A 20,562-nucleotide genomic window follows, 5' to 3' on the forward strand; every position below is an offset into this window, starting at 1 on the left:
CTTCGTTAAAATTAAGCCATGCCCAGACATTACGCAATCGTTCCCGCTGCCGGCAGCGGCGCGCGCTTCGGCGCCGAGAAGCCGAAACAGTACCTCGACCTGCTCGGCCGGCCGCTGATTTTCCACACCCTGGCGGCCTTGACCGCGCATCCCGCGATCGAGCGCGTCTGGGTGGTGCTGGCGCCGGACGACCCGTGGTGGCCGCGCCACGACTGGTCGGAACTCGGGCCCAAGCTGGAAACCGTGCGCTGTGGCGGCGCCACCCGTGCCGAAAGCGTCGGCAACGGCCTCAAGGCCGCGCTGGCAGCCGACGACGACTGGATCCTGGTCCACGACGCGGCGCGTCCCTGCCTCAGTCGGCAGATGCTCGACGCACTGTGCGATGAATTGGCCGACGACCCGGTCGGTGGCATCCTCGCAGTGCCGGTCGCTGACACGCTGAAACGCGCCGATGCCGACCAACGCGTCGCCGCCACCGAGCCGCGTGACGGCCTGTGGCAGGCGCAGACGCCGCAGATGTTCCGCTATGGTCGGCTGGTCGAGGCGCTGGCCAAGCACAATGCGGTCACCGACGAAGCCGGTGCCATCGAAGCGCTGGGTTTGAAGCCGAAACTGGTGCGCGGCGATTCGACCAACCTGAAAGTCACTTTTCCGGCCGACCTGGCGCTGGCCGCGATGATCCTGAGAGGACGCAAATGAACATCCGGGTCGGGCAGGGCTACGACGTGCACAAACTGGTCGCGGGGCGCAAGCTGATTCTGGGCGGCGTCGAGATCGAACATCCGACCGGGCTGCTCGGTCATTCAGACGCTGACGCGCTGCTCCATGCGATCACCGATGCGCTGCTCGGCGCCGCAGCGCTCGGCGACATCGGCCGCCATTTCCCGGATACCGATCCGCGCTATGCCGGTGCCGATAGTCGCGTCCTGCTGCGCGCCGCCGTCGCGCTGCTCGCTGAGAAAGGCTGGAAACCGGTCAACGTCGACGCCACGCTGATTGCCCAGAAACCCAAGCTGGCGCCGCACGCGCCGGCGATGGTCGCCAATATCGCCGCCGACCTCGGTATCGGCGTCGATTGCGTCAACCTCAAGGGCAAGACCAACGAGAAGCTCGGCTACCTCGGTCGCGAGGAGGCGATCGAAGCGCAGGCAGTAGTCCTCGTCGTCCGTGGCGACTGAAACTGCCCGCGTTTTCTTCGCTTTGTGGCCGCCGGCTGCGCTGGCTGACGACCTCGCCGGGCTGGCCGGACAATTGACACAACTCTGCGGTGGCAAGCCAACGCGCACCGATACCGTGCATTTGACGCTGGCCTTCGTCGGCGAAATTGACGCCTCCCGCCTGCCCGAACTTGCTGCCGCAGCACAGGGGCTGGCGCTGCCGTCATTCGAGTTGACGTTGGATCGACTCGGCTACTGGCCGCACAACCGCATCGTCTGGGCCGGTTGCAGCGCACCGCCGGTCGGGCTCCTTGAACTGGCGGCGACGCTGCGCGCGCGGGTGATGGCGGCGGGTTTTCCGGTCGACCGCGGAAGCGCGGGATTTTTCCCGCATCTCACGCTGCTGCGCAAGGCGATGCGGGCACCGCCGGCCAGCACGCTGGAAGCGCCGCAGGGATGGCGGTGTCAGGGCTTCGTGCTGGTTCGTTCGCACTTGTCGGCGAGCGGATCGCGTTATCGTGTCGTCCAGCACTACCCTTTCCCGGTGCACGCCGCATGAAAATCTTGTCCGCAACGCGCCGCCTCGGCAAGTCGACCATTCGGCCCTAAGCGGACTTCAGGACCAGCCGGGCGAGCAGGCCGCCGGCCGGATTGGCCAGCAGTTCCAGCCGCCCGCCGTGCAGGCGGGCGATGCGCTCGACGATGGCGAGGCCGAGGCCGGTGCCGGTGACATCGGTGCGCGCGACCTCAAGCCGGGTGAACGGGCGCTTCAGGCGCTCCAGTTCGCTTTCCGGGATGCCCGGACCGCAGTCGGCGACTTCGATGCGGATTTCGTCGTCGATTGCGTTGGCCCTCAGGCTGACCGCCCCACCGCCGTATTTCCAGGCATTGTCGATCAGGTTGATCACCGCCCGGCTGACCGCCTTGGGGCGGATCTTGGCGCTGCTCACGCCGTCCAGGTCGACGTCCAGCGGCCGGCCAATGGCCGCCTGACGTTCGCCGATCGCCGCCAGCAGCGCAGCGAGGTCAGTGAACTCCGGCGCCTCGCCCGATTCGGCGCGGGCGTAATCCATGAACTGCGAAATCACCGATTCCATCTGATCGATGTCGGCGACGATGCCCTGACGCGCGGCTTCGTCGCTGACGCTCAGTTCCGCCTCGAGGCGCAGACGGGTGAGCGGTGTGCGCAAGTCGTGCGAGATGCCGGCGAGCACTTCCGAGCGATCCTTCTCGTGGCGGGCGAGGTCGCTGGCCATGGTGTTGAAGGCGGCGGCCAGCGCGCGCAGCTCCTCGGCCCCGTCTTCCGCTAGTGGTGTTGGCGTCTGCCCGCGGCCGACGGCCTGTGCCGAGCGCGCCAGTGCCTTCAGCGGCCGGCTCAGACGCGAGGCAATCAGCCAGGCGACCATCAGCGCCAAGGCCACCGCCAAGGCGCCCCAACTCAACCAGCGTGCCGCAAAATCCCGGGTTACCCGTTCGCGCGGCAGGACCAGCCAGAACTCGTCCTCGTCCTTCGGATTGAAACGGAAGCTGACCCAGAAGCCGGGTTCGCCATTGACCTCGGCGGCAATCCGCGTCGTCGGGCCGAGGCGGGCGACAATCGTGTCCCGCATCAACTCGTGGAAACGCGAATCCGGCATCGGCACCAGTTGGTCCTGCTCTTCGGCTGGGAGCAGGCGGATGCCTTCGGTCGAGGCGAACTCGGCGAACAGGCGCGGCCGTTTGTCCGGCGCGGCGGCGAAGATCGAGGCGCGGATCAGGTTGACCGCCGAGGTCGCCATCGCCGCCGATTCGCGAGCCCGCGGCTCGACGTCGATGTGGCTGAACAGTGCCAGCCAGCCGGCGGTGCTGGACAGTACCAGCAAGGCGAGCAGGAAAAAGGTGCGCGCCAGCAACGAGCGCGGCATCAGCTTTCCCGGGCGGCGCCGTCCGGCATGAAGACGTAGCCGAAGCCCCAGACCGTCTGCAGGTAACGCGGTTGCGAGGGATCGTTCTCGATCAGCTTGCGCAGGCGCGACACCTGGACGTCGATGGCACGGTCGAACGGCCCCTGTTCGCGGCCACGGGCCAGGGTCATCAGCTTGTCGCGCGACAGCGGCTGCCGCGGATGCTGCAGCAGTACCTTGAGGACGGCGAATTCGCCAGTGGTCAGCGGCAGGATTTCGTCACCGCGCTTCAGTGTGCGAGCCGAGAAATCGACCTCGATGTTGCCGAAGCGGACGGCTTCCGGTGCTTCTTCCGGCGCCCCCGGCGGCACGTTGCCCTGGCGGCGCATCACGGCGTGGATGCGGGCGAGCAGTTCGCGCGGATTGAAGGGTTTGGGCAGGTAGTCGTCGGCGCCCATTTCCAGGCCGACGATGCGATCGACCTCGTCGCCCTTGGCGGTGAGCATGATGATCGGCGTCCGGTCGCCCTGGCCGCGCAGGCGACGGCAGATCGACAGGCCGTCCTCGCCGGGCAGCATGAGATCGAGGACGATCAGGTGGTAGTGCTCGCGGCTGCGTGTCTTTTCCATCTGCTGGGCGTCGCCGACCGCCTTGACGACGAAGCCCTGTTCGCCGAGGTAGCGGGTCAGCAGGTCACGCAGGCGGGCGTCGTCATCGACGACGAGAATGTGCTGGTTGTTTTCGTTCATGCGGCAAGGATAAGGGTTGCGCCGGCAGGCAGTGCGGGAAATGGTAACAAAGGATATCTCCGTCGGGCGCGGGAAACATTCGATTACAACTCGATTCATCCTTCATCTGGCGTCAAGTCGGACAATGGATGCGTCTGTAAAACGCTATAAAATGCTGCGCAAGATGAAAGCCCGCCTGATCGTTCCGCTTCTCGCCATGCTACTGCTGCTGCCGGCAGGGCCAGCGGCTGCCGGCGACCGTCGCTATGATTTTCCTTCCGACGACCGCCGGGAGTTGCGTCGGCAGATGCGCGAGAACTGGCGCCAGGATGCTTACGAGCGGCGCCAGCAGCGCGACGATCCCGGGCAGCGCTGGCAGGAGTGGCCACGGGAAGAGCGGCAGCGCTTGCGCGACGAGATGCGCCAGCAGCACGAAAGGCAGGATCGGGACTGGCGCTACGAGCGGAGACATCGCCGCGACTGAACCCCGGCCGGCTCCGGTAGAATGTCGGCCCATGCAGATCCTGGCCCTTGAAACTTCGACCGAGCACGGTGGCTGCGCGCTGTGGCGCGACGGCGACCTGCTCGAAAGCGTTTGCCCGGATGGGCGCTCGCACTCAGAAACCCTGTTGCCGCTGGTGCGCGAACTGCTTGCCCGGGCGGGAACGACGGTCAATGCGCTCGACGGCATCGCCTTCGGCGTCGGTCCGGGGGCTTTCACCGGCTTGCGCGTTGCCTGCGGTGCTGCCCAGGGACTGGCGCTGGCGGCCGATCTGCCGCTGCTGCCAGTGACCAGCCTGGAGTGCATGGCGGCAGCCAGCGGTGGCAGCCAGGTGCTGAGCTTGCTCGATGCGCGCATGGGTGAGGTTTATGCGGCAGCCTACCGGAATGCTGATGCTTCGCCTGTTCTGATCGACGAGATTCGCGTCATTCCGCCTGCCGAACTGGCCTGGCAGGAGAGTGGTGCTGGCTGGCTGGCTTGCGGCAATGCCCTGGCGGCCTATCCGGCGTTGGCCGAACGCTTGGTGTCCGCCGGCTTTGCGCTGCTGCCGACCGCGCTGCCCCAGGCGGCTTGGGTGGCGCGTCTGGCGGCGCCCCGTCTGCAAGCCGGTGCCGGCATCGATCCGGCGCTGGCAGCGCCCCTCTACATTCGCGACAAGGTGGCAAAAACCGTCGCCGAGCGCCTGCGCGAAGGCGGTCGGGCGTGAACGGCGTCGCGGTACTTCCGCTGGAGTTTTTTCCGATGGCCGTTGCCGACCTCGACGCGGTCACCGCAGTCGAGGCTGCGTTGCAGGATTTTCCCTGGACGCGGGGCAACTTCGCTGACTCGCTGCATGCCGGATACAGTGCCTGGATCGCCAGCATCGGCGGCGAGGTGATCGGCTTTTCAGTGGTCATGCAGGTACTCGACGAAGCGCATCTGCTCAACATCGGTATCGCATCGCAACATCAGGGCCACGGTTTCGGTGCCCGTCTGCTGCGCCAGGCGATGACGAATGCCGCCAAGAACGGCGCGCACCGGATGTTTCTCGAGGTTCGCCCGGGCAATGCGCGTGCCGTGGCGCTGTATCGGCATTTCGGTTTCCACGAGATCGGCCGGCGCAAGGATTACTATCCGGCACACCAGGGGCGCGAGGATGCGCTGGTTTTCGAGAAGGAGTTGCCGGCATGCCGCTGAGCCGCGAACAAATGCTGGTCGAAATGGGGATTTCGCCCTTGTGGATGCTGCGTGAGCCGGTTTCTTCGGAAACGCCTGAACCAGTTGCGGTGGCTGCCCCGGTCGCGCCGGCAACGCCAGCGCAGCCGGTGCTGCCGGCGCCGATCGCTCCGCCTGGTGCAGTGGCCGAATTCGACTGGCCTGCCTTGCTGGCGGGGATCGCTGATTGCCGTGCCTGCGAACTGTGCAAGCAGCGCCGCCAGGTCGTACCCGGGGTCGGCGACCGCAATCCTGACTGGCTGTTCATCGGCGAAGGCCCGGGCGCCGAGGAAGATGCGCGCGGCGAACCCTTCGTCGGCCAGGCCGGCAGGTTGCTCGACGCGATGCTGGAGGCGCTGGGCATGACGCGCGGCAACAAGGTGTATATCGCCAATGCCGTCAAGTGCCGTCCGCCCAACAATCGCACTCCGGAAGCAGCCGAGATGGCGGCCTGTCGTCCCTGGCTGGAGCGGCAGATCGTGCTGCTCAAACCCCGGGTCATCGTGCTGCTCGGCAAGGCGGCTGCGCACACCATTCTCGGTAATGATAGCGCACTGGCGGCAATGCGCGGCAAGCGTTTTGAATATGCCGGGATACCGGTCGCCGTGACCTATCATCCGGCGTATTTGTTGCGTAATCAGTTCGACAAGGGCAAGGCCTGGGAGGATCTTTTGTTCGCCCGGCGCCTGCTGCGCAGCGGGAATACCTGATCCCCTAGGGTAATACCCGGTTCCCCGATCCTCCCTTTGTTTCTAAGCTATGACGAACAACACAAAGAACAAGAAGGTGTTCGTCCATGTCGGAAGCAATCGACGAGAACAAAGACGGGCAAGCGTGCAACCTGGATTACCTGCTGGTGAATCTGGGGCGCAATCGAGCTGCCGCAGAACGACTTATCCGCATTTTTCTGGAAAACTATCCGCAGTTGGTGGCGCGTCTTGAGCGAGCTGCCGCCGATCACGACATTCTGGCGATGCAGGACGCGGCGCATGACATCCGCAGCAGTTGTGTGCTGTTTTCCGCCCATCAGACGGTGGCACTGGCTCGTGAGCTGGAATACATGCTTTATTGCCATCGGCGTGATGGCGTGCAGGTCGATTGGCTGTCGCGCAGTGGACGCTTGCGCGATTCGCTGTCCCGGGTTCGCGCCGAATTGCTGAACTATCTTGGCGAAGGCAGTGGCGCGGTGACGCCTTGAGCGTTCAGTAGATCAAGCCGTTCTGGATTGCGAAGCGGGTAAGGCCGGTCACATCATGGACACCGATGCGCTGCATCAGGCGGGCACGGTGAAATTCGACGGTCTTCGGGCTGATCTCGAGCTGGCGGGCGATTTCCTTGGTTGTCCGGCCGCCGGCGACGAGGCGCAGGATTTCGATCTGGCGTGTCGTCAGACGTTCGCCGCGCTCGCTGTCCGATCCCGTGTGGGGCTGGACGATCTCCCGAATCTTTGGCGACAGGAAGGGCTTGTCAGCCAGTACCGTCATCAGTGCTTCCTGTAGCTCATCGAGCAGGAAGTCCTTGAGCAGGTAGCCGTTGACGCCAGCGTTGAGCGCCTGTTCGACAATTTCCCGCCGTTCGATGCTGGACAGGACGAGGATGCGCAAGCTGTTGTCGTGCCCGCGCAGCGTTTTTGCCACTTCAATGCCCGAAGGGCCGGGCATGGCGATGTCGAGCAAGAGGACATCCGGTTGTTCCGTGGCAATTGCCGCCGGAACCTCGGCACCGTTGGCGCATTCGGCAACAACGGCATAACCGGGGAGGGTTTCAAGCAAGGCTCGGATGCCGGCGCGAACCAGCAATTGATCATCGGCGAGTACGATACGGACGCTTTTCATTTCATGGAAAGCATATGCGAAAGCATTGCTTTTGTGTTGCCAGGTTTACGTGGTATGCCGATTTTAACCGAGAGCCGGTAGCGTCCACCGGAAACGCAAGGCCAGCAGCCGCAATAGAAGGACGATGCCCATCGCCACCCAGGCCGCGCTTACCGGCGCCATGCCCAGGGTTTGCAAAGCGATCAACGACAGCGCGCCAAGCCAGGCAGCCGTCGCATACAGCTCGCCCTTGAGAAATACGCTGGGAACATCGTTGCACAGGATGTCGCGCAACACGCCGCCGACGACGCCGGTGATGACGCCCATCAGGCTGGCCGCCAGCCACGGGGTATGCCACTGCAACGCGACCTGGGTGCCGACGATGGTGAACAGCGCCAGGCCGATGGCGTCCGGGATCAGGAAGAGATTGGCCGGCAGGTGGCGATGGCGGACGATGATGAAGGCGAGGATGGCGGTAGCCAGTGCGGCCATCAGATAGGTCTGGTCGACTACCCAGAAGACGTTGCGGTCGAGCAGCAGGTCGCGCACCGTACCACCGCCGAGCGCGGTGGCGACGGCGACCAGCAGGGCGCCGATCAGGTCCATCCGCTTGCGTGCCGAATCGAGTACGCCGGTCAGGGCGTTGACGGCAACTGCTGCCATGCCGACCCAGTAGAGCAGGGTGTCCATGCGCGTTGCGCTCAGCGCAACTTTTCCTTCATCGCCCGTTGGGCCTCGCGTTTGCCTTCCTTCTCTTGTTGGTCGGCACGTTTGTGGCTACGGCCGCCGCTACGCGGCTTAACATCGCTACGCGAGTTAGCCTGCGCCGAAAACGTGCCGATCACCGCAATTTCTCCTTCATCGCCCGTTGGGCCTCGCGTTTACCTTCCTTCTCTTGCTGGTCGGCACGTTTGTCATGTTGTTTTTTGCCCTTGGCGAGGCCGATTTCGAGTTTGATGCGGCCGCGGACGAAGTGCAGGTCGAGGGGAATCAGTGCATAGCCGGCGCGTTCGACCTTGCCGATCAGCTTGCCGATCTCGCGGGCGTGCAGCAACAGCTTGCGGGTGCGTACCGGATCGTGGTGGTTGTGGCTGGACGCGGTCGATAGCGGCGTGATGTGCATGCCGATCAGGAACAATTCGCCGTGGCGGATGATCACGTAGGATTCCTTGATGTTCATCCGGGCGGCGCGGATCGCCTTGACCTCCCAGCCTTCGAGCACGATGCCGGCCTCGTACTTCTCTTCGATGAAGTAGTCGTGAAAGGCTTTTTTATTGACCGTGATGCTCATGCTGCCGCGCGTTCCATTAAAATCCGCAATTCTACAGGATTACAGGAATACCGCCGCAGCATGGCCCAGGTCGAAAAAACCGTCTTGATCGAATACTCGGCGTTGCAGATGTTCGAACTGGTTGATCGTTGCGAGGATTATCCCGCCTTTCTGCCGTGGTGCAGCCGTACCGAACTGAAGCACCGTGACGAGCGGAAAACGATTGCCACCCTGCATATCAACTACCATGCGGTGAAGTCGAGCTTCACCACCGAGAACGACAAGGAAATTCCGACCCTGATGAAGATTCGCCTGGTCGATGGTCCTTTCCGCCGTCTCGAAGGTGCCTGGCACTTCCGGCCGCTCGCCGAGCACGCCTGCAAGATCGAATTCCGCTTGCACTACGAGTTCTCCAGCAAGTTGTTTGAAAAGGTGATCGGTCCGGTGTTCAGCCACATCGCCAATACCTTTGTCGATGCCTTCGTGCGCCGTGCGGCGCAGGTTTATGGAGCCAGTCATGGCTGATGAAATGATCAATGTCGAAGTCTGCTACCCGCTGTCACTGCGCCAGGAGGTGATTCGTCTGCGTCTGGCGTCGGGTGCCACCTTGCAGCAGGCGGTCGAGGCTTCCGGCTTGCTGGCGAAGTATCCGGAAATCGACCTCCAGAAAAACAAGTTCGGCATCTGGAACAAGCTTTCCAAGCTCGATGCCGTGCTCCGCGATTTCGATCGCGTGGAAATCTATCGGCCGCTGATCGCCGACCCTAAGGAGGTGCGCAAGCAGCGTGCTGCCGAAGGCAAGGTCATGAAAAAAGGCGCCGGGGACGCCGACGCCTGATTGCGCTGAGGTCGGCGCTGCCTACTTGCAGGCTTCCTGCATGATGCGCCGCGTACGCTCAAGTTCCTGGCTGCGCCTTGCCGCATCCATGGTCTGCAGGTTTCCCTTGCTGTCCGCCTGCGATATCGGCGTATCGGACTGCAGCATCCGGTAATTGTTGCGGGCGCGTTCGCAGGTTTCGCGTTTCTGGCGAGCGGCAGCGGCTTCCTTTTCTTCCTTCTCGGCCTTCTCCCGGGCTTCCTGTTGCCGCTTGCGGAAATCGAGCTCCTTCTCGGCCACGGTCTGTGGCTCGCTGCTCGCAGCCTTGGCTTTTTCCGCTGTCCCGTTTTCGGTTGCGTTTTCTGCGCTGCCGGTGACGACTGCCGGCTGCTTGGCGCCGATCGAACGGCTGCCCTTGGCTGAGCCGGGTGGTGGGGTGTCGGAAATCACGGTCTTGCCGCTGCTGTCCTTCCATTGGTAAGTTTGCCCATGGGCAGCGCTGAGCATGACGACGGGGGCGACCAATAGTGCGGCAAACAGGGCTTTGTTCATGATTGGCTCGTGAAGGCGTGGCTCGGATTTCTGTATAATACGATTTTGTGACCTTGGATCAAAGGCCATGCGACTTCTGCAAAAAGCCCTCACTTTCGACGACGTCCTGCTCGTCCCCGCTCATTCTCAAGTTCTGCCGCGCGATGTCAGCCTGTCTACCCGCCTGACGCGCAACATCACCCTGAACCTGCCCTTGCTCTCCGCCGCCATGGATACCGTGACGGAAGGCCGTCTGGCCATTGCCATGGCCCAGGAAGGTGGCATTGGCATCATCCACAAGAATCTCACGTCCCGCGCCCAGGCTGCCGAAGTGGCCAAGGTCAAGCGTTTCGAGTCGGGTATCCTGCGCGATCCGATCACCGTGACGCCGAACATGACGGTGCGCGACGTGCTCGAAATCACCCGCCAGCACAAGATTTCCGGCTTGCCGGTGATCGACAAGTCGGGCAAGGTGGTTGGTATCGTCACCAACCGCGACCTGCGTTTCGAGACCAATCTCGACCAGCCGGTCAAGTCGATCATGACGCCGCGCAAGCGTCTGGTCACCGTCGGCGAGGAAGCCGGCGTCGAGGAGGCCAAGGAACTGATCCGCACGCATCGTCTGGAACGCGTTCTGGTCGTCAATGACGCCTTCGAACTGCGCGGTCTGATCACCGTCAAGGACATCCTCAAGTCCACCGAACATCCGCTCGCCAACAAGGATGCCAGCGGCCGCCTGCGCGCCGGTGCTGCGGTCGGCGTCGGTGCCGGTACGGAAGAGCGCGTCGAACTGCTGGCCGAAGCCGGCGTCGACGTCGTCGTCGTCGATACCGCCCACGGTCACTCGCAGGGCGTGCTCGATCGCGTGCGTTGGGTGAAGCAGAATTTCCCGCAGATTCAGGTCATCGGCGGCAACATCGCCACCGCCGACGCCGCGCGCGCGCTGGTCGATGCTGGCGCCGACGGCGTCAAGGTCGGCATCGGCCCCGGTTCGATCTGCACCACGCGTATCGTCGCCGGTGTCGGCGTGCCGCAGATCACCGCCATCCAGAACGTTTCCGAAGCCCTCAGGGGCACCGGCGTGCCGATGATCGCCGACGGCGGCATCCGCTACTCCGGCGACATCGCCAAGGCGATTGCCGCTGGTGCCGACACGGTCATGCTCGGTGGCCTGTTCGCCGGCACCGAGGAGGCGCCGGGCGAGGTCGAGCTGTTCCAGGGCCGCTCGTACAAGTCCTACCGCGGCATGGGTTCGCTTGGCGCGATGCAGGCTGGCTCCTCAGATCGTTACTTCCAGGAGAACACCGGCAACGTCGACAAGTTCGTCCCGGAAGGCATCGAAGGCCGCGTCCCGTACAAGGGTTCGGTGCTCGCCGTGATCCACCAGCTGATGGGCGGCCTGCGCTCGTCGATGGGTTACCTGGGCACGCCGACCATCGCCGACATGCACGAGAAGGCCTGTTTCGTCGAAATCACTTCGGCCGGCATCCGCGAATCGCACGTGCACGACGTGCAGATCACCAAGGAAGCGCCGAACTATCACCTCGACTGATCGTTCCAGTGTCCAGAAGGGCGGCTAATTCAGCCGCCTTTTTCATTCAAGGTTGTGAATATGTCCCACCAGAAAATCCTCATCCTCGATTTCGGTTCCCAGGTCACCCAGCTGATCGCCCGCCGCGTGCGCGAAGCCAAGGTCTTCTGCGAAATCCATCCTTACGACGTCTCGGATGATTTCATCCGCAACTACGGCGCCCAGGGCATCATCCTCTCCGGTGGTCCGAACTCGGTGACCGAGGGCGACACGCCGCGCGCGCCGAAAATCGTTTTCGAGTTGGGCATTCCGGTGCTCGGCATCTGCTACGGCATGCAGACCATGGCGCAGCAACTGGGCGGCCAGGTGATGACTGCCGAAGCGGCCGGCAAGGCGCGTGAGTTCGGTTACTCGGAAGTGCGGGCGCATGGTCACACCGCGCTATTGAAGGACATTGCCGACTTCACCACGGCCGAAGGCCACGGCATGCTCAAGGTGTGGATGAGCCACGGCGATTCCGTGATGGAACTGCCGCCCGGCTTCAAGACCATGGCGTCCACGCCGTCCTGCCCGATTGCAGCGATGGCAGACGAGAGCCGCAAGTTCTACGCTGTCCAGTTCCACCCGGAAGTCACCCACACACTGCAGGGCAGGGCGATCCTCGAACGCTTCGTGCATGGCATCTGCGGCTGCGGTACCGACTGGGTGATGGGCGACTACATTGCCGAAGCCGTCGAGGCGATCCGCGCCCAGGTCGGCAGCGACGACGTCATTCTCGGTCTGTCCGGCGGCGTCGATTCCAGCGTTGCCGCAGCATTGATCCATCGCGCCATTGGCGATCAACTCACCTGCGTCTTCGTCGATCATGGCCTGTTGCGCCTGAACGAAGGCGACATGGTCATGGACATGTTCGCGCGCAACCTCGGCGTCAAGGTCATCCGCGTCGATGCGGTCGATGACTTCATGGGCAAGCTGGCCGGCGTCTCCGACCCGGAGCAGAAGCGCAAGATCATCGGCAAGGAGTTCGTCGAAGTCTTCCAGGCCGAGTCGAAGAAGCTGGTGTCGGCCAAGTGGCTGGCTCAGGGCACCATCTACCCGGACGTGATCGAGTCGGCCGGCAAGGGCAAGAAGGGCGCCCATACCATCAAGAGCCACCACAATGTCGGCGGGCTGCCGGAAGACATGCACCTCAAGCTGCTCGAGCCGCTGCGCGAGTTGTTCAAGGACGAAGTCCGTGAGCTCGGCGTGGCGCTCGGCTTGCCGCGTGAGATGGTCTATCGCCACCCCTTCCCCGGCCCCGGTCTGGGTGTGCGCATCCTTGGTGAAGTCACGCTCAAGGCGGCGCACCTCCTGCAACGCGCCGATGCGATCTTCATTGACGAACTGCGCGCCACGGTTGCCACCGAGCGCGATGTCGCCACCGGTGCCTGCACCGAGGCCGACATCGGCAAGACCTGGTACGACCTGACCAGTCAGGCCTTTGCCGTTTTCCTGCCGGTCAAGAGCGTTGGCGTCATGGGCGACGGCCGCACCTACGAGAACGTGGTTGCGCTGCGCGCCGTCGTCACCAGCGACTTCATGACCGCGCACTGGGCGCACCTGCCGTACGAATTGCTCGGCCGCGTTTCCAACCGTATCATCAACGAAGTGCGCGGGCTGAACCGGGTGGTGTACGACGTGTCCGGCAAGCCACCGGCGACGATTGAGTGGGAATGATTCCGTGCCACCAGATGGCAACGAGTAGAATAGACATCTAAGCCCGCGTCATTGCGGGCTTTTTTGATTTCTTTTGGTGTTTCTTGGGAATATTTTTTATCGCGCGATTATTCGTTATTCGTTATTTGTTCGCGACGAATCGACTTCCAGTGTGTAACTTTCAGTTGCGACGTTCTTCGCTTCATTGAGATGATCAAGCTCAGCCAGCATCGTGTCGCTGATCACAGGGGATGACAAAGCGATGATGGCGATGATTGCAAGGCCGAAATCGAGGCAGGCGCAAAGACCGCGGATCGTCTCGATGTGGCTTGCTCCGTAAAGACTGGTATGGCTCACCGCGATAAAGCGGTCAGCCGGCTGCTCGCCTATGGACACATGGCCGAAAATACCTTTGATATTGGGATGTGCGCCGTAGTCAATGGCACCTTCGTAGCCGAGAGCAGCGAGCGCATGAATATCGGGAGCACGCTCCTTCAATGGTGCGATTGCTTTCTCGAATGTGAATGCTTTTCGACAAGCCTTTTTTTCCTTTTCTCCTTGATGTCTGCGGCACCAAATCTCTTGCAAATCAGGGTCATGCGTCATCAAACTGGCATAGGCTGCCGATTCGAGTGCCGTGCGTAGTAGCGGAAAAACAGCGGCACAATGGCCGCTCAGGGCCATGCGCGAGCCAGCCAGGAAGAGTTGGTACGCGTTCATGCATAGCACGAGCGGGACTGCGGTGAGTTGATGTTCCTGCCAAAGTCCTTCACGAAAATATGTGTCGTATTCCCTAAGTGCCACCACTATCGGGGCGCTTGAGTCCAGCAATTTGGAAGTCGTTTCATTGGCGGCGGCGATATAGGAGTCGATCCCGCCCTCAATCACGATACGCACTCCACCAGTTTCCATCGCTAGCACCTCCTTTGGCGGCTAGGCATCGATCACGATTTTGCTTGCAGAGTCATGTATTCCGTTGATAAGGCTGCCGAATGGGTTCAGTGCAAGTATGAATGATCCGTCCTCCGGCTGACAACAAAAACGGCGCCTCGCAAGGCGCCGTTTTCATTTCCCGATCAGTCGCTTACTGCGCAATCGCCTCTATCGCGACATCGATGCGCACGTCGTCGCCGACGTAGGGGGCGAACTTGCCGGCGTTGAATTCGGAGCGCTTGATCACGGTCCAGGCGTTGGCGCCGATGGCCTTCTTCTTCAGCATCGGGTGCGGCGCCGCCTTGAAGTCGGTGACGGTCAGCGTGACCGGCTTGGTGACGCCCTTGATCGTCAGTTGGCCTTCGATTCTGGCCGGCTTGTCGCCCTCGAAGACGACCTTGGTCGATTTGAAGGTGGCAGTCGGGAATTTGGCGGTGTCGAGTAAATCCTCGCCCTGGATGTGTTCGTTGAAGGTGGCGTAGCCGGTGTCGACGGATTTGGCGTCAATCACGATGTCGACTGTGCCGGTCCTGGCGGCGGCGTCATAGACGACCTTGCCGCTGGTGCTGTTGAAGCGTGAGAGCTGGGTCGAGTAGCCGAAGTGGCTGTACGAGAAGCGCGGGAAAGTGTGGGTGCCGTCGACCGTGTAGGTTTCCGGCGCGGCGAGGACCGGGCTGGCGGCGGCGAGGGCGAGGACGAGGCTGGCGAGTTGCTTTTTCATGGGGTTTTCTCCTTGGGGTTGGGGGTTACTTGCCGCTGGCGGCGATACGGAACTTGAGGCGGACATCGTTGGCGACGATGTCGAACTTGGCCCAGCTACCTTCGCCGATGGCGAAATCGGCGCGGCGCAGCGTGAAGGCGCCTTCGAAGACGCCGCTGGCGCCCTGCGCGGTGAAGGTGGCAGGAACGACGACATCCTGGGTGCGGCCTTTGATCGTCAGCTTGCCGGCGACTTCGTAGCGGTTGCCGCCGAGTGCCTTGACGCTGCTGGAAACGAAGCGGGCGACCGGGAAAGCGGCGGTGTTGAACCACGGCTTGCCGGCGACTTCGGCGTCGCCTTCCGGTGCACCGGTGTCGACACTGGCCAGTTCGACGTCGAAGCTGACGCGGGCGGCGGTCGGTTTGGCCGGGTCGAACGATAGCTGACCGGAAAACTTGCGGAACTGGCCGTCGACTGCGACGCCCATCTGCTGGTAGGTGAAGGCGACGCTGCTCTTGGCCGGCAGCACCTGGTTGTATTCGACGGCGCCGGCGCTCAGTGGTGACAGCGCGGCGAGCAGGGCGAGGGTGGATATGGCGTGTTTCATGTCAGTTCTCCGTGGTGGGGCGGGCAGGCAACATCCGGGTCAGGATGTCGTCGCGGTCGATGAGGTGGTGTTTGAGGGCGGCGGCAACGTGGCCGACGAGGATCAGGACGAAAAGTACGGCCAACGTCGCATGCACGTTCTGCAGCAGGTCGCCCAGTGCCTTGTCCTTGGCCAGCAGGTCGGGGATCGGCAGCAGGCCGAACCAGACGGTCTGGAAGCCCTTGGCCGAACTCATCAGCCAGCCGGACAGCGGCATCGCCAGCATCAGCCCGTAGAGCGCCAGGTGGCCGCCGTGCGCCGCCAGTTGCAGCGGCTTCGCCATGCTCGTTGGCAAGGGCGGCGGGCGATGACCGGCGCGCCAGGCGAGGCGGACGAGGACGAGCAGGAAGGCGGTGACACCGGCCCACTTGTGCCAGGAATAGAGCTTCAGCTTCTCGGGCGATAGCGGCAGGTCCTGCATGTAAAAGCCGAGGGCGAGCAGGCCGATGATCAGGACGGCCATGACCCAGTGCAGGGACTTGGCGGTGGCGGTGTAATGGTTTTTCATGGTCAAGCTCCTTGCTGGGGCAGAAACTGGTAGGCATCCATCGCCAGCACGTAGTCGTCGATGCCTGCATGGAAACGTTCGTAGTGGGCGTCGTCGCCGGCCGCGCCGAGGGCGACGAAGAGCGGCAGCAGGTGCTCTTCGGTCGGGTGGGCCTGAACGGCGCCGGGGGCTAGCTGGCGATAGTCGAGCAGGGCGTCGCGTTTGCCGGCGACCAGTTGCGCATCGAGCCAGTCGGCGAACTCGCGGACGTAGGCGGGCGTCTGGCCGCCTGCAGCGTAGGCGCGCTGGAAGTCGCGCAGGTTGTGGGTGATGTTGCCGGAAGCGACGATCAGGAAGCCGCGCTCGACCAGCGGCGTCAGCGCCCGGCCCAGTTGCCAGGCCTGCTGCGGCCCGCCGCGGCTCTGCAGCGACAGCGGAATGACCGGGATCTGCGCGTCCGGGAACATCAGTCGCAATGGCACCCAGGCGCCGTGGTCGAGGCCGCGATTGCGGTCGATGTCGACCGCCAGGCCGGCGGCCCTCAGAGCGGCGACGACTTCGGCGGCGGCTTCGGGGCAGCCGCTGGCCGGGTAGTTCAGCGTGTAGAGCTCGGGCGGGAAACCCCAGAAATCGTGGATGGTTTCCAGGCGTTCGGCACTGCCGACGGTGGCGACGGCGGTATCCCAGTGCGGGCTGACGACGACGATTGCCCGCGGCAACGGCAGCGTCGCTGCCTGCCGGGCCAGCGCGGCGCCGGCGGCGCCCGGCCGGAGCGCGAAGGTTGGCGCGCCGTGCGGAACGAAGAGGGTGGGAAGCGGTAAGGTCATGGCATGACTCCTGTGCGATGGACGTACTTTATTCGCCATCGCCTGAGCGAAATAGCCGACAATATGGAAATTATTATTGCTGGATATGCAACAATGGACCGTCTCGACGCGATGCGCCTGTTCGTCCGGGTCGCCGAACTCGGGAGTTTCTCCGCCGTCGCCCTGCAGCTCGACGTCGCCCGTTCAGTGGTGACGCGCCAGGTTGCCGGGTTGGAGAGTCGCCTCGGCGTCAAGCTGATGGCGCGCAGCACGCGGCGGCTGTCGCTGACCGCTGCCGGCGCCGCCTACCTGGAAAAATGCCGGGTCATTCTCAACCTGGTTGAGGCGGCGGAAAGCGAATTGAGCGATGAAAACCAGGCGCCGCGCGGTCATCTGCGCGTCAGCGTGCCGCTCAGTTTCGGCCTCAAGCGGGTGGCACCGCTCCTGCTCGACTTCGCCCGGCGCTACCCGGAAGTGACGCTGGACATGGATTACAGCGACCGCCCGGTGAAACTGATTGAAGAGGGGATTGACCTCTCGCTACGTATCACGCGCCAACTGGCCGGTGGCGATGTCGCCCGCCGCATCGGCAGCATCCGCCTGCACGCGGTGGCGGCGCCGGATTACCTGGCCCGCCACGGCCGGCCGCGCCATCCGGGCGAATTGTTGCACCACGAATGCCTTGCCTACGCGGCAGGTGGCAATACCCAGCAATGGCAGTTCACGGTTGACGGTCAGTTACGGGCATTTCCCGTGCGCAGCCGGATCCAGGCCAACAATGGCGATGTGCTGGTCGAGGCGGCGGCGCAAGGCCTGGGCATCACCCTGCAGCCGGATTTCATCGTCGAGGCGGCGCTCACCGCCGGCCGCATCGAGACCGTGCTGGAGGACTTTCCGCAGCCGGAACTCGGGATCTACGCGCTACTTCCGGGCAACCGCCACGTGCCGCACCGGGTCCGCGTGCTGATCGACTTCCTGGCCGCCGGACTCAGGCCGCCGGCGGCGTCTTGATCCCGTTACGCACGAAACTGACGATCAACGTGATCACCGTCAGCGGCAGCACGTAACCCAGCATCGCCGACGAGAATGCAGGCAGGCTCTCATGCTGCGTTGCCGAAAGCACCAGATAGAGCGTGTAAGCGACGTAGTAAGCGAGGAAGACGCCGCCTTCCCAGCGCGCGATCTCACGGCCGGTGACGACGATCGGCAGGCAGGCGAAGGCGACCGCGAGCATGACCCAGAGGTCGAAATTACGCGCCGCCTCGGAGACGACGATGCCGCCGTCGGCGATCAGGCTGGCGAAGCCGAGCACTGCGAAAACGTTGAAGATGTTGCTGCCGACCACGTTGCCGACCGCGATGTCGCGCTCACCGCGCCAGGCGGCGACCAGCGAGGTGGCGATTTCCGGCATCGAGGTGCCGACCGCGACGACGGTGAGGCCGATCACCAGATCGCTGACGCCAAAGGCGCGGGCGACCGCCACCGCCGCATCGACCAGCCAGTCCGCGCCGAGGACGAGCAGGCCGAGGCCGCCGGCGACCAGCAACAACTGGACGCTCCAGTGCGCGTCCCAGCGGCTGCTGGTATCAGGCATTTCGTCGGCGAATTCGGCTTCTACCGCCTTGCTGGCCCGGCGCGACTGGGTCACCAGAAAGACCGTGTAGGCAATCACCAGCGCGAACAGCAGTGCGCCCTCGCCACGACTCAGGTTGCCGTCGAGCGCCAGGACCAGGAAGAGCAGGCTGGCACCGATCATGATCGGGATCTCCTGACGGATGATCTGCTCGTTGACCGCCAGCGGCACGATCAGCGCCGATAGGCCGAGGATCAGCAGGACGTTGGCGATGTTGCTGCCGACCACGTTGCCGATCGCCAGGTCGCCCGAACCGCTGAGCGCGGCGCCGGCGGAGACCGCCATTTCGGGCGCGCTGGTACCGAAAGCGACGATGGTCAGGCCGACGACCAAGGGCGAGATGCCGAAGGTCAGCGCCAGGCGGGCGGCGCCGCGAACCATCAGTTCGGCGCCCAGGGTCAGGGCGGCGAGGCCGAGGATGAAAAACAGGAGATGTTCCAACATAGGTCTGGTCTGCGCAAAAAGGGGCCGGGAAGCTGATGAAGTGGCTGCGGTATACTACGCCCCCGCCTTGCCGCAGCGCCTCGGACGATGACTTCGGAAAATTCTGCTGACTCCTCATTTCCCGCCCTGGGCGACGAATATTTCATGCGCGAGGCGATCTCGCTGGCGCAAGCCGCCGAATGCCTTGGCGAAGTGCCGGTCGGGGCGGTTGTCGTCCTTGATGGGAAGATCGTCGGCCGCGGCTTCAACTCGCCGATCGGCGAACACGACCCGACCGCCCACGCTGAAATCGCCGCCCTGCGCGATGCCGCCCGCAACCTCGGCAATTACCGGCTGCCCGGCTGCGCGCTCTACGTCACGCTCGAACCTTGCGCCATGTGTGCCGGGGCGATCATGCATGCGCGGATCAGCCGCGTCATCTACGGCGCCCGTGATCCGAAGACTGGCGTTCATGGCAGCGTCGTCGACCTGTTCGGTGTCGAGCGCCTGAATCACCATGCGACGGTCGAGGGCGGCGTGCTCGCCGACGAATGTAGCCGGCTGCTTTCCGCCTTCTTCGCCGGTCGGCGCCGGAGAGCGCAATGAAGCTGCTGGTTTCGGTCGCTCGCCAGACTTTGCAGCTCGTCGACGAGACTGGCGCAATATTGCGCGAATACCCGGTGTCGACCGCCAAGGCAGGCGTCGGTGAAATCTCCGGCAGCTTCCAGACGCCACGCGGCCGCCACATCATTCGCGCCAAGATTGGCGCCGGCCAGCCGGCCAACACGGTTTTCGTCCGCCGCCGGCCGACCGGCGAAATCTGGACGCCGGAGCTCGCCGAACAGTTTCCCGGGCGGGACTGGATACTCACCCGCATCCTCTGGCTGTCCGGCTGCCTGCCCGGCCACAACCGCCTCGGTTGCGTCGATACCATGCGCCGCTACGTCTATATTCACGGTTCGCCGGATAGCGCGGAAATGGGCGTTCCCGGTTCGCACGGCTGCGTGCGCATGCGCAACGCCGACATCGTCGAGTTGTTCGACTACGTTCCCTGCTATTCTGAAGTTGAAATCACTGAAGATTGAATCACTTGTCCGTCAGAGTTAAAGCTTTTCTCGAATATCGTGATTGATCCGTCCTTGCCGCGCAGCAGCACGGTCGAGGCACGGGTGCCGTAATCCGCCGACTGCACGAAGACCGCCGAAAGCAGACGTTCCCAGGGCAAGGGCACGCCGGTGTCGGGCAAGCGGTGATCAGGTTCGACGGCGCGATCGGCGAGCAACGAAAAGCAGGCATCGGGATCGGGTAGGGTGGCGATGGCCGCGGCAAAGCGCTGGCGGGCCTTGAGCAGCTTGGGCCAGGGCGTGTCGAGACGATGGTTCGACACGCCGTAGATGCCGGGCGCCAGCGGGCGCGGGCCGGCGTCGCGGTTAGAGAGATAGAGCAAGCTGTCGTTGTCGGCGAGCAGCAGGTTGAAGCCGGCGTAATCGTCGAGGACGAGATTTGTTGCGTAGTCGGTGGGCGAGTTGGCCGAACGCAGGAAATCCGCCGTCAGCGCGCCGCGTGAGCGCCGGCCGGCCGGCCGGCCCGGTTCGCGGACATTGGTGACGGCGGCGAAGCGGCCGCCGCGCGTTGCGCCCAGCCAGGTGCCACCGGCTTCGAGGTCACGGCCGCCGAGGATCTCCGGTTCCGCTGGCCAGAAGCCGGCGGCAGCGCTTGGCCGGGCATGAAACTCGTCACGGTTGGCGGCGACTACCAGCGGGTAATCGGCATGCACCCGCCAAGCGACGACGATCAGGCACATGCCCGGCG

Annotated in this window: 28 protein-coding genes; 15 read left to right on the forward strand and 13 right to left on the reverse strand. The window is 63.8% G+C overall.

Translation table 11 applies throughout. The annotated features are described in order from the left end of the window. Positions 1 to 18 precede the first annotated feature (18 nt). The 3 genes from ispD to thpR are packed head-to-tail and all read left to right on the forward strand — an operon-like array spanning position 19 to position 1,716. Positions 19 to 699, forward strand: a complete 681-nt coding sequence (gene ispD / locus ACE3OV_RS15985; RefSeq protein WP_374328468.1) for a 2-C-methyl-D-erythritol 4-phosphate cytidylyltransferase — start codon at positions 19 to 21, stop codon at positions 697 to 699. Next, on the forward strand, positions 696 to 1,178 hold the full coding sequence (gene ispF, locus ACE3OV_RS15990; RefSeq protein WP_374328469.1) for a 2-C-methyl-D-erythritol 2,4-cyclodiphosphate synthase: 483 nt from the start codon (positions 696 to 698) through the stop codon (positions 1,176 to 1,178). The genes ispD and ispF overlap by 4 nt, the downstream gene beginning before the upstream one ends. Then, a complete protein-coding gene (thpR, locus tag ACE3OV_RS15995; protein ID WP_374328471.1) occupies positions 1,168 to 1,716 on the forward strand; it encodes an RNA 2',3'-cyclic phosphodiesterase in 549 nt (182 codons plus the stop codon). Before ispF ends, thpR begins: the two co-directional genes overlap by 11 nt. 46 nt (positions 1,717 to 1,762) lie before the next feature. On the opposite strand, the gene ACE3OV_RS16000 is transcribed toward thpR, so the two are convergent. Continuing rightward, complete coding sequence (locus tag ACE3OV_RS16000; protein ID WP_374328472.1) at positions 1,763 to 3,061, reverse strand: ATP-binding protein; 1,299 nt, start codon at positions 3,059 to 3,061, stop codon at positions 1,763 to 1,765. Continuing rightward, a complete protein-coding gene (ompR, locus tag ACE3OV_RS16005; protein WP_374328473.1) occupies positions 3,061 to 3,789 on the reverse strand; it encodes a two-component system response regulator OmpR in 729 nt (242 codons plus the stop codon). Before ompR ends, ACE3OV_RS16000 begins: the two co-directional genes overlap by 1 nt. Positions 3,790 to 3,940: 151 nt before the next feature. Between ompR and ACE3OV_RS16010 the strand changes: the two genes are divergently transcribed. From ACE3OV_RS16010 to ACE3OV_RS16030, 5 genes are all read left to right on the forward strand, one after another. Further along, a complete protein-coding gene (locus tag ACE3OV_RS16010) occupies positions 3,941 to 4,252 on the forward strand; it encodes a hypothetical protein (protein ID WP_374328474.1) in 312 nt (103 codons plus the stop codon). 31 nt (positions 4,253 to 4,283) lie between these two features. Then, positions 4,284 to 4,976 carry a tRNA (adenosine(37)-N6)-threonylcarbamoyltransferase complex dimerization subunit type 1 TsaB gene (gene tsaB / locus ACE3OV_RS16015; RefSeq protein WP_374328476.1) on the forward strand — a complete coding sequence of 231 codons (693 nt, stop codon included), beginning with the start codon at positions 4,284 to 4,286 and terminating at the stop codon, positions 4,974 to 4,976. A gap of 35 nt (positions 4,977 to 5,011) precedes the next feature. Continuing rightward, positions 5,012 to 5,446, forward strand: coding sequence for a ribosomal protein S18-alanine N-acetyltransferase (rimI, locus tag ACE3OV_RS16020; protein WP_374328477.1), 435 nt, complete (start codon positions 5,012 to 5,014; stop codon positions 5,444 to 5,446). Then, a complete protein-coding gene (locus tag ACE3OV_RS16025; RefSeq protein WP_374328478.1) occupies positions 5,437 to 6,174 on the forward strand; it encodes a uracil-DNA glycosylase family protein in 738 nt (245 codons plus the stop codon). Before rimI ends, ACE3OV_RS16025 begins: the two co-directional genes overlap by 10 nt. An 86-nt stretch (positions 6,175 to 6,260) precedes the next feature. After that, entirely contained in the window at positions 6,261 to 6,662 is a 402-nt protein-coding gene (locus ACE3OV_RS16030) for an Hpt domain-containing protein (RefSeq protein ID WP_374328479.1), read from the forward strand. A gap of 4 nt (positions 6,663 to 6,666) precedes the next feature. Here the strand turns inward: ACE3OV_RS16030 and ACE3OV_RS16035 are convergent, their stop codons facing one another. From ACE3OV_RS16035 to smpB, 3 genes are all read right to left on the reverse strand, one after another. Next, entirely contained in the window at positions 6,667 to 7,299 is a 633-nt protein-coding gene (locus tag ACE3OV_RS16035) for a response regulator (RefSeq protein WP_374328481.1), read from the reverse strand. A gap of 63 nt (positions 7,300 to 7,362) precedes the next feature. After that, complete coding sequence (locus ACE3OV_RS16040; protein WP_374328482.1) at positions 7,363 to 7,968, reverse strand: trimeric intracellular cation channel family protein; 606 nt, start codon at positions 7,966 to 7,968, stop codon at positions 7,363 to 7,365. A gap of 151 nt (positions 7,969 to 8,119) precedes the next feature. After that, positions 8,120 to 8,569, reverse strand: coding sequence for an SsrA-binding protein SmpB (smpB, locus tag ACE3OV_RS16045; protein ID WP_374328483.1), 450 nt, complete (start codon positions 8,567 to 8,569; stop codon positions 8,120 to 8,122). A 60-nt stretch (positions 8,570 to 8,629) separates the two neighbouring features. Between smpB and ACE3OV_RS16050 the strand changes: the two genes are divergently transcribed. Beyond that, positions 8,630 to 9,073 (forward strand): type II toxin-antitoxin system RatA family toxin, encoded by a 444-nt coding sequence (locus ACE3OV_RS16050; RefSeq protein ID WP_374328484.1) that lies wholly within the window; start codon positions 8,630 to 8,632, stop codon positions 9,071 to 9,073. After that, entirely contained in the window at positions 9,066 to 9,386 is a 321-nt protein-coding gene (locus tag ACE3OV_RS16055) for an RnfH family protein (RefSeq protein WP_374328485.1), read from the forward strand. Before ACE3OV_RS16050 ends, ACE3OV_RS16055 begins: the two co-directional genes overlap by 8 nt. A 21-nt stretch (positions 9,387 to 9,407) precedes the next feature. On the opposite strand, the gene ACE3OV_RS16060 is transcribed toward ACE3OV_RS16055, so the two are convergent. Then, positions 9,408 to 9,986: a DUF4124 domain-containing protein gene (locus tag ACE3OV_RS16060; RefSeq protein ID WP_374328486.1), complete on the reverse strand. Its 579-nt coding sequence runs from the start codon at positions 9,984 to 9,986 to the stop codon at positions 9,408 to 9,410. Here ACE3OV_RS16060 and guaB point away from each other — a divergent pair. Together guaB and guaA are read left to right on the forward strand one after the other, a co-directional pair. Next, positions 9,985 to 11,448 carry an IMP dehydrogenase gene (gene guaB / locus ACE3OV_RS16065; protein ID WP_374328487.1) on the forward strand — a complete coding sequence of 488 codons (1,464 nt, stop codon included), beginning with the start codon at positions 9,985 to 9,987 and terminating at the stop codon, positions 11,446 to 11,448. The genes ACE3OV_RS16060 and guaB overlap by 2 nt on opposite strands. A gap of 60 nt (positions 11,449 to 11,508) precedes the next feature. Further along, positions 11,509 to 13,143, forward strand: coding sequence for a glutamine-hydrolyzing GMP synthase (guaA, locus tag ACE3OV_RS16070; protein WP_374328488.1), 1,635 nt, complete (start codon positions 11,509 to 11,511; stop codon positions 13,141 to 13,143). A 114-nt stretch (positions 13,144 to 13,257) separates the two neighbouring features. Here the strand turns inward: guaA and ACE3OV_RS16075 are convergent, their stop codons facing one another. From ACE3OV_RS16075 to ACE3OV_RS16095, 5 genes are all read right to left on the reverse strand, one after another. Continuing rightward, positions 13,258 to 14,034 carry a hypothetical protein gene (locus ACE3OV_RS16075; RefSeq protein WP_374328489.1) on the reverse strand — a complete coding sequence of 259 codons (777 nt, stop codon included), beginning with the start codon at positions 14,032 to 14,034 and terminating at the stop codon, positions 13,258 to 13,260. A gap of 172 nt (positions 14,035 to 14,206) precedes the next feature. Then, positions 14,207 to 14,776, reverse strand: coding sequence for a YceI family protein (locus ACE3OV_RS16080; protein ID WP_374328490.1), 570 nt, complete (start codon positions 14,774 to 14,776; stop codon positions 14,207 to 14,209). 25 nt (positions 14,777 to 14,801) lie between these two features. Further along, complete coding sequence (locus ACE3OV_RS16085; protein WP_374328491.1) at positions 14,802 to 15,362, reverse strand: YceI family protein; 561 nt, start codon at positions 15,360 to 15,362, stop codon at positions 14,802 to 14,804. 1 nt (position 15,363) lies between these two features. Next, positions 15,364 to 15,909 carry a cytochrome b gene (locus ACE3OV_RS16090; protein ID WP_374328492.1) on the reverse strand — a complete coding sequence of 182 codons (546 nt, stop codon included), beginning with the start codon at positions 15,907 to 15,909 and terminating at the stop codon, positions 15,364 to 15,366. Positions 15,910 to 15,911: 2 nt separating this feature from the next. Continuing rightward, positions 15,912 to 16,715, reverse strand: coding sequence for a class III extradiol ring-cleavage dioxygenase (locus ACE3OV_RS16095; protein ID WP_374328493.1), 804 nt, complete (start codon positions 16,713 to 16,715; stop codon positions 15,912 to 15,914). Between the two features lie 93 nt (positions 16,716 to 16,808). Between ACE3OV_RS16095 and ACE3OV_RS16100 the strand changes: the two genes are divergently transcribed. Beyond that, the gene (locus ACE3OV_RS16100) at positions 16,809 to 17,705 is read left to right on the forward strand and encodes a LysR family transcriptional regulator (protein WP_374328495.1); all 897 of its coding nucleotides are present in this window, start codon (positions 16,809 to 16,811) and stop codon (positions 17,703 to 17,705) included. Here the strand turns inward: ACE3OV_RS16100 and ACE3OV_RS16105 are convergent. Continuing rightward, the gene (locus ACE3OV_RS16105; RefSeq protein WP_374328496.1) at positions 17,683 to 18,771 is read right to left on the reverse strand and encodes a calcium/sodium antiporter; all 1,089 of its coding nucleotides are present in this window, start codon (positions 18,769 to 18,771) and stop codon (positions 17,683 to 17,685) included. The two genes, ACE3OV_RS16100 and ACE3OV_RS16105, sit on opposite strands and share 23 nt — an antisense overlap. Positions 18,772 to 18,897: 126 nt before the next feature. Between ACE3OV_RS16105 and tadA the strand changes: the two genes are divergently transcribed. Then, positions 18,898 to 19,356 (forward strand): tRNA adenosine(34) deaminase TadA, encoded by a 459-nt coding sequence (gene tadA / locus ACE3OV_RS16110; protein WP_374328526.1) that lies wholly within the window; start codon positions 18,898 to 18,900, stop codon positions 19,354 to 19,356. Continuing rightward, a complete protein-coding gene (locus ACE3OV_RS16115) occupies positions 19,353 to 19,835 on the forward strand; it encodes a L,D-transpeptidase family protein (protein WP_374328497.1) in 483 nt (160 codons plus the stop codon). Before tadA ends, ACE3OV_RS16115 begins: the two co-directional genes overlap by 4 nt. On the opposite strand, the gene ACE3OV_RS16120 is transcribed toward ACE3OV_RS16115, so the two are convergent. Next, entirely contained in the window at positions 19,805 to 20,554 is a 750-nt protein-coding gene (locus ACE3OV_RS16120) for an NRDE family protein (RefSeq protein WP_374328498.1), read from the reverse strand. The genes ACE3OV_RS16115 and ACE3OV_RS16120 overlap by 31 nt on opposite strands. Positions 20,555 to 20,562 lie beyond the last annotated feature (8 nt).

This window comes from Azonexus sp., from assembly GCF_041909095.1.
GTDB lineage: Bacteria > Pseudomonadota > Gammaproteobacteria > Burkholderiales > Rhodocyclaceae > Azonexus.

Coding starts and splice junctions, on each gene's coding strand:
- tsaB (WP_374328476.1), top strand. CDS start 4,284: ATGCAGATCCTGGCCCTTGAAACTTCGACCGAGCACGGTGGCTGCGCG.
- ACE3OV_RS16010 (WP_374328474.1), top strand. CDS start 3,941: ATGCTGCGCAAGATGAAAGCCCGCCTGATCGTTCCGCTTCTCGCCATG.
- ompR (WP_374328473.1), bottom strand. CDS start 3,789: ATGAACGAAAACAACCAGCACATTCTCGTCGTCGATGACGACGCCCGC.
- ACE3OV_RS16075 (WP_374328489.1), bottom strand. CDS start 14,034: ATGGAAACTGGTGGAGTGCGTATCGTGATTGAGGGCGGGATCGACTCC.
- ACE3OV_RS16120 (WP_374328498.1), bottom strand. CDS start 20,554: ATGTGCCTGATCGTCGTCGCTTGGCGGGTGCATGCCGATTACCCGCTG.
- ACE3OV_RS16050 (WP_374328484.1), top strand. CDS start 8,630: ATGGCCCAGGTCGAAAAAACCGTCTTGATCGAATACTCGGCGTTGCAG.
- ACE3OV_RS16040 (WP_374328482.1), bottom strand. CDS start 7,968: ATGGACACCCTGCTCTACTGGGTCGGCATGGCAGCAGTTGCCGTCAAC.
- guaB (WP_374328487.1), top strand. CDS start 9,985: ATGCGACTTCTGCAAAAAGCCCTCACTTTCGACGACGTCCTGCTCGTC.
- smpB (WP_374328483.1), bottom strand. CDS start 8,569: ATGAGCATCACGGTCAATAAAAAAGCCTTTCACGACTACTTCATCGAA.
- ACE3OV_RS16000 (WP_374328472.1), bottom strand. CDS start 3,061: ATGCCGCGCTCGTTGCTGGCGCGCACCTTTTTCCTGCTCGCCTTGCTG.
- ispF (WP_374328469.1), top strand. CDS start 696: ATGAACATCCGGGTCGGGCAGGGCTACGACGTGCACAAACTGGTCGCG.
- guaA (WP_374328488.1), top strand. CDS start 11,509: ATGTCCCACCAGAAAATCCTCATCCTCGATTTCGGTTCCCAGGTCACC.
- rimI (WP_374328477.1), top strand. CDS start 5,012: ATGGCCGTTGCCGACCTCGACGCGGTCACCGCAGTCGAGGCTGCGTTG.
- ACE3OV_RS16100 (WP_374328495.1), top strand. CDS start 16,809: ATGGACCGTCTCGACGCGATGCGCCTGTTCGTCCGGGTCGCCGAACTC.
- ispD (WP_374328468.1), top strand. CDS start 19: ATGCCCAGACATTACGCAATCGTTCCCGCTGCCGGCAGCGGCGCGCGC.
- ACE3OV_RS16085 (WP_374328491.1), bottom strand. CDS start 15,362: ATGAAACACGCCATATCCACCCTCGCCCTGCTCGCCGCGCTGTCACCA.
- ACE3OV_RS16060 (WP_374328486.1), bottom strand. CDS start 9,986: ATGGCCTTTGATCCAAGGTCACAAAATCGTATTATACAGAAATCCGAG.
- ACE3OV_RS16025 (WP_374328478.1), top strand. CDS start 5,437: ATGCCGCTGAGCCGCGAACAAATGCTGGTCGAAATGGGGATTTCGCCC.
- ACE3OV_RS16095 (WP_374328493.1), bottom strand. CDS start 16,715: ATGACCTTACCGCTTCCCACCCTCTTCGTTCCGCACGGCGCGCCAACC.
- ACE3OV_RS16115 (WP_374328497.1), top strand. CDS start 19,353: ATGAAGCTGCTGGTTTCGGTCGCTCGCCAGACTTTGCAGCTCGTCGAC.
- ACE3OV_RS16080 (WP_374328490.1), bottom strand. CDS start 14,776: ATGAAAAAGCAACTCGCCAGCCTCGTCCTCGCCCTCGCCGCCGCCAGC.
- ACE3OV_RS16090 (WP_374328492.1), bottom strand. CDS start 15,909: ATGAAAAACCATTACACCGCCACCGCCAAGTCCCTGCACTGGGTCATG.
- ACE3OV_RS16035 (WP_374328481.1), bottom strand. CDS start 7,299: ATGAAAAGCGTCCGTATCGTACTCGCCGATGATCAATTGCTGGTTCGC.
- ACE3OV_RS16030 (WP_374328479.1), top strand. CDS start 6,261: ATGTCGGAAGCAATCGACGAGAACAAAGACGGGCAAGCGTGCAACCTG.
- ACE3OV_RS16105 (WP_374328496.1), bottom strand. CDS start 18,771: ATGTTGGAACATCTCCTGTTTTTCATCCTCGGCCTCGCCGCCCTGACC.
- ACE3OV_RS16055 (WP_374328485.1), top strand. CDS start 9,066: ATGGCTGATGAAATGATCAATGTCGAAGTCTGCTACCCGCTGTCACTG.